The following is a 5,139-nucleotide window of genomic DNA, read 5'->3' as shown; positions in this document are numbered from 1 at the left end:
GTCTATTTAACCGGCTGGCCTATGCCAACCTGTGAATGATAAATCGGCTGCTTAAGGCCAGTCCGATTGAAATTTTTGTTGTGCGCTGAACCGGTGCTAACTACGCCAGCCGCTTGGGCAACAGCGAGACGAATCTGATTACACCGCAGACTTGGTTGGAACAAAGAACAAGCACCGGTGCCGATGATACTGGCCAACCCGTTGGAACAGAGAAGGCGAGGGCGCCGAGGCTTATGATCTGGCCAACCAAGAACGAAGCCACCAAGATGTTACTGACGAAGTGCGGAGCTGAAGTTCACGCTACAAGAGACTGGCGGTTCTCTAACACCAAGCCATTTCTCTGCGGCCAACTACAAGCTGCTCTGGCGGTGGAACCACTAATCACCAGCAACACGCACAACGTCTGTTTAAGCGGCTGGCCGAGGACCAACCCCTGATTTGAAAAACCGGACGCTTAAGGCCAGTCCGATTGAAATTTTTGTTGTGCGCTGAACCGAGGCCAACTACGCCAGCCGCTTTAGCAACAACGAAACCAGCCTGATGGCCCGAAAACCAGAACAACGCCAAGCAGAATAAGGCGCGAAGGCTGGCGATCTAACCCAACTGGTTGGGACAAAGAACAGGCACCGGTACCGATGGCACTGGCCAACCTGTTGGAACAAAGCAGAACAGAGCACTGATATTGACGATCGAGGTTAGCCAGAACAAAGCCACCAAGATGCCGCTGACGAAGCGCCGAGCCGAAGTTCACGCCACAAGAGGATGACGGTTCTCTAACACCTGGCCATTTCTCTGCGACTAATACTGGCTGCTCTTGCCCTGGAGCCACACATCACTGGCAACACGCACAACGTCTATTTAACCGGCTGGCCAAACGCCAACCTGTGAATGATAAACCGGCTGCTTACGGCCAGTCCGATTGAAATTTTTGTTGTGCGCTGCATTGTGGCTAACTATGCCAGCCGCTTGGGCAACAGCGAAACCAGCCTGATGACCAGTTGAACCAGAACAGCGCCAAGCAGAATAAGGCGCTGAGGCTGGCGCTCAAACCCAACAGGTTGGAACAAAGAACAAGCACCGGTGCCGACGTCATTTGCCACCTTGTTGGAACAGAGAAGGCGAGGGCGCCGAGGCCGATACACAAGGTTGGCCAGAACGAAGCCACCAAGATGTTGCTGACAACGTGCCGAGTTGAAGTTCACACCAGATGAGGATGACGGTTCTCTAACACCTGGCCATTTCTCTGCGGACAACTACTGGCTGCTCTTGCCCTGGAACCACTCAAAACTGGCAACACGCACAACATTTTAGTTATGGGGCGCGCGGCTTTATGCGCGTCCCAGTGAGCGAAGCGAACGACTTAAACTTTTTGTTAGGTTTTCTTCGCTCTCGATATGAACGTTTGTTTCGAAAGCATAACCCAACTTCTTTCTTTTTGGTGTATATCTTTGAGTATTTACAGGGCAAAATAAACAAAGCTGTAATTAAAGAAGCTAGAGCCCAGATTTCATTGCAATCAAACTCTCTCTGTTTGTTGGTTAGTCAGGTATTTATGGGCAAATGGATAACTCTTCGAGGTCTGGGGTAAACTTTGATAGTGCTATGGGATGAATAGATATTTTTTCTTCTTTCTTTGTCTGTTGTTTGTTGTTTTTATATCGTGTTTCTATAAGGTGGCCGGTTAACAAATTAGCTGATTTGTTACTTCCACTATCCCCGATGGCTTCGTCACCATCCTCCATCCAAATAAAATCACAATCGACACCAGCCAAAATCCAATTAGAGCTTCGGTACGCAAATGTAAAGTTGACATTCCCACTGAATAAATAATGGAATGAAACTGTGAAGCTATCTGAGCGCTTACTTATCGTTTCTTCAAAGCCTACTCCATCTGTAGTTTCTGGCCATCTGAATGGAGGCGTTGAGTGAGCAACATCCTGAAGTCTTCCATTTTGTAATTTTTTTAATACAAATATGTATCCCATATAATGCGTACCTGAGTCGCAATGATCTTGAGGCCGACAAGGCCACTGAGCCATACCAAAAACATGCTCTCTATCACTAGTAACTTCTCGAGAAATTTTCTCTGTTTCTATTTTCTCTTCAACTAATGTTGATAAGTACTCTTCAATTGTACCGAATGATGTATTTCCCGCTGATGCCGGAAAGTGTACCAAAGCTAATGCAAATATGATGAGGATGTTTCGTTGCATGAATATACCTAACATTTTAGTTATGGGGCGCGCGGCTTTATGCGCGTCCCAGTGAGCGAAGCGAACGACTTAAACTATTTGTTAGGTGTTTTTATATAGCAAAAGTGATTCGGATATTTGATTAAAATCGTCCTCTCCAATATTTCGTTTCGGAATTATATGGGCGGTTATTGGGGTGTTATAAATAAATATATGTTCTGTCGTGACTGAAATATGATCAATAGCTTCCCATTTATGATAATTTTCAGAATTGGTTGTTGCTTCTCGAATACCTTCAGCCGTAATTGTTACTGTATGTTCACAATACACTTCCTTTTGCTGCAGTTTCTTAGCTACTTTCTTAGGGTAATTCTTATAGCTAAAATATGTCCATAGGTAGCTAGCTATGGAGCCAATAACAGCACCGCCATACAAACTAGGTTTATCCATGAAGTAAGCAAGAAATGAAAACACAATTAAGAGCGCTGATGGCGCTCCATATAAATTCCACTTTTTCCTTTTTATAAACTGCTCATTGTTTGCCATTAAGTCAGCATTTAAAGCAACTAGGTCATCAATATTATTTTGGTAAACTACTTGCATCGAACCTCCATGAACACCTAACGTTTTAGTTATGGGGCGCGCGGCTTTATGCGCGTCCCAGTGAGCGAAGCGAACGACTTAAACTTTTTGTTAGGAGTTGTATTCGCGGGATATTTGTTTTAACGCATTACTATTACCCTTAACAGTTACTCCACACTGAGTTCTTGCATAAGCTAAACCATAATTTTTACCCTTGGGTGGCATTGGTATTTGACTATAAACTGTAATTGATGATCTCGATTCAAGTCTTTGAGGCCAGTCCAAGCCATTTGCACCATTTGCAAATATAGGGTTAATAATGCACATGTAATCACTGGTTCCCTTTACTAAAACACCAGCATCTGAAATTGTTACAGGAAAGTCACTTTGGTTCACTATTGAAATCCCAAAGGTTAAATTTGGATCTGTGTCTCCAACGGGAATGATATGCAATGGAGTAACCTTTAATTTAAGTCTCTTTTTATCTAAGTTGTGCCATGTATTTATTAAACCTAAAGCAGCACCTAAAAAAGCTATCGCAACAGTAGCGACTTGAAGATTAGAGATTGCTTCCACGAAAACTCCTAACGTCTGTTTAACCGGCTGGCCTGCGCCAACCTGTGAATGATAAACCGGCTGCTTAAGGCCAGTCCGATTGAAATTTTTGTTGTGCGCTGAACGGAGGCTAACTACGCCAGCCGCTTGGGCAGCAACGAAACCAGCCTGATAGCTTGCAGAACCAGAACAGCGCCAGGAGGGAAGAGGCGCTAAGGCTGGCGTTCAAACCCACGAGTTGGGACAAAGAACAGGCACCGGAGCCGATGTTGTTGGCCAACTCGTTGGAACAGAGAAGGTGAGAGCGCCGAGGCCGATGAGCCTAGTTAGCCAGAACGAAGTCACCAAGAAGTTGCTGACAACGTGCCGAGCCGAAGTTCACGCCACAAGAGGATGACGGTTCTCTAACTCCTGGTCATTTCTCTGCGGACAACTACTGGCTGCTTTTGCCCTGGAACCACTTATGACTGGCAACACGCACAACGTCTGTTTAACCGGCTGGCCAAATGCCAACCTGTGAATGATAAACCGGACGCTTAAGGCCAGTCCGATTGAAATTTTTGTTGTGCGCTGAACGGAGGCTAACTATGCCAGCCGCTTGGGCAACAACGAAACTAGCCTGATGGCTTGTAGAACCAGAACAGCGCCAAGCAGAATAAGGCGCTGAGGCTGGCGTTCAAACCCAACAGGTTGGGACAAAGAACAAGCACCGGTGCTGATGCTACTGGCCAACTTGTTGGAACAGAGCAGGCGAGGGCGCCGAGGCCGATGGCCAAGGTTGGCCAGAACGAAGCCACCAAGATGCCGCTGACAACGTGCCGAGCCGACGGTCACCCCACAAGAGGCTGGCGGTTCTCTAACACCTGACCATTTCTCTGCGGCCAACTATTGGCGGCTCTTGCCTTGGAACCACTAATCACTGGCAACACGCACAACGTCTATTTAACCGGCTGGCCTGTGCCAACCTGTGAATGATAAACCGGCTGCTTAAGGCCAGTCCGATTGAAATTTTTGTTGTGCGCTGAACCGAGACCAACTATGCCCGCCGCTTGGGCGACAGCGAGACGAACCTGATTACACCGCAGACTTGGTTGGAACAAAGAACAAGCGCTGGAGCCGATGCTACTACCCAACCCGTTGGAACAAAGCAGAACGGGGCGCCGATGTGCTGTCTAAGGTTGGCCAGAGCGAAGCCACCAAAAGGTTGCTGACAAAGTACCGGGCCGAAGTTCACGCTATAAGAGGCTGGCGGCTCTCTAACTCCTGACCTTTTCTCTGCGGCCAACTATCTGCTGCTCTTGCCTTGGAACCACTCAACACTGGCAACACGCACAACGTCTGTTTAAGCGGCTGGCCGAGAGCCAACCCCTGATTTGAAAAACCGGACGCTTACGGCCAGTCCGATTGAAATTTTTGTTGTGCGCTGCATTGCGGCTAACTATGCCAGCCGCTTGTGCAACAGCGAAACCAGCCTGATGACCAGTTGAACCAGAACAGCGCCAAGCAGAAAGAGATGCCGAGGCTGGCATTCAAACCCAACAGGTTGGAACAAAGAACAAGCACCGGTGCCGACGTCATTTGCCACCTTGTTGGAACAGAGAAGGCGAGAGCGCCGAGGCCGATACACAAGGTTGGCCAGAACGAAGCCACCAAGATGTTGCTGACAACGTGCCGAGTTGAAGTTTACACCAGATGAGGATGACGGTTCTCTAACACCGGGGCATTTCTCTGCGGACAACTACTGGCTGCTTTTGCCCTGGAACCACTAATCACTGGCAACACGCACAACGTTTATATAACCGGCGCCTCT

3 protein-coding genes are annotated in these 5,139 nt (G+C 47.7%); all 3 read right to left on the bottom strand.

Annotated elements, in window-relative coordinates; genetic code table 11:
- Nucleotides 1–1,550: 1,550 nt before the first annotated feature.
- Nucleotides 1,551–2,213: a hypothetical protein gene (locus ACZYTD_RS17090; RefSeq protein ID WP_463893893.1), complete on the bottom strand. Its 663-nt coding sequence runs from the start codon at nt 2,211–2,213 to the stop codon at nt 1,551–1,553.
- A gap of 81 nt (nt 2,214–2,294) precedes the next feature.
- Nucleotides 2,295–2,795, bottom strand: coding sequence for a YcxB family protein (locus ACZYTD_RS17085; RefSeq protein WP_463893892.1), 501 nt, complete (start codon nt 2,793–2,795; stop codon nt 2,295–2,297).
- A gap of 90 nt (nt 2,796–2,885) precedes the next feature.
- A complete protein-coding gene (locus ACZYTD_RS17080; protein ID WP_463893889.1) occupies nt 2,886–3,350 on the bottom strand; it encodes a hypothetical protein in 465 nt (154 codons plus the stop codon).
- Nucleotides 3,351–5,139 lie beyond the last annotated feature (1,789 nt).

It is taken from the genome of Pseudaeromonas sp. HNCC25DJ180 (assembly GCF_055413345.1).
The sequence above is the reverse complement of the archived record's forward strand: the minus strand, read 5'-3'. Positions and strand labels throughout refer to the sequence as shown.

What these genes read in the sequence shown, in the direction of transcription:
- ACZYTD_RS17085 (WP_463893892.1), bottom strand. Translation starts at nt 2,795, where the DNA reads ATGCAAGTAGTTTACCAAAATAATATTGATGACCTAGTTGCTTTAAAT.
- ACZYTD_RS17090 (WP_463893893.1), bottom strand. Translation starts at nt 2,213, where the DNA reads ATGCAACGAAACATCCTCATCATATTTGCATTAGCTTTGGTACACTTT.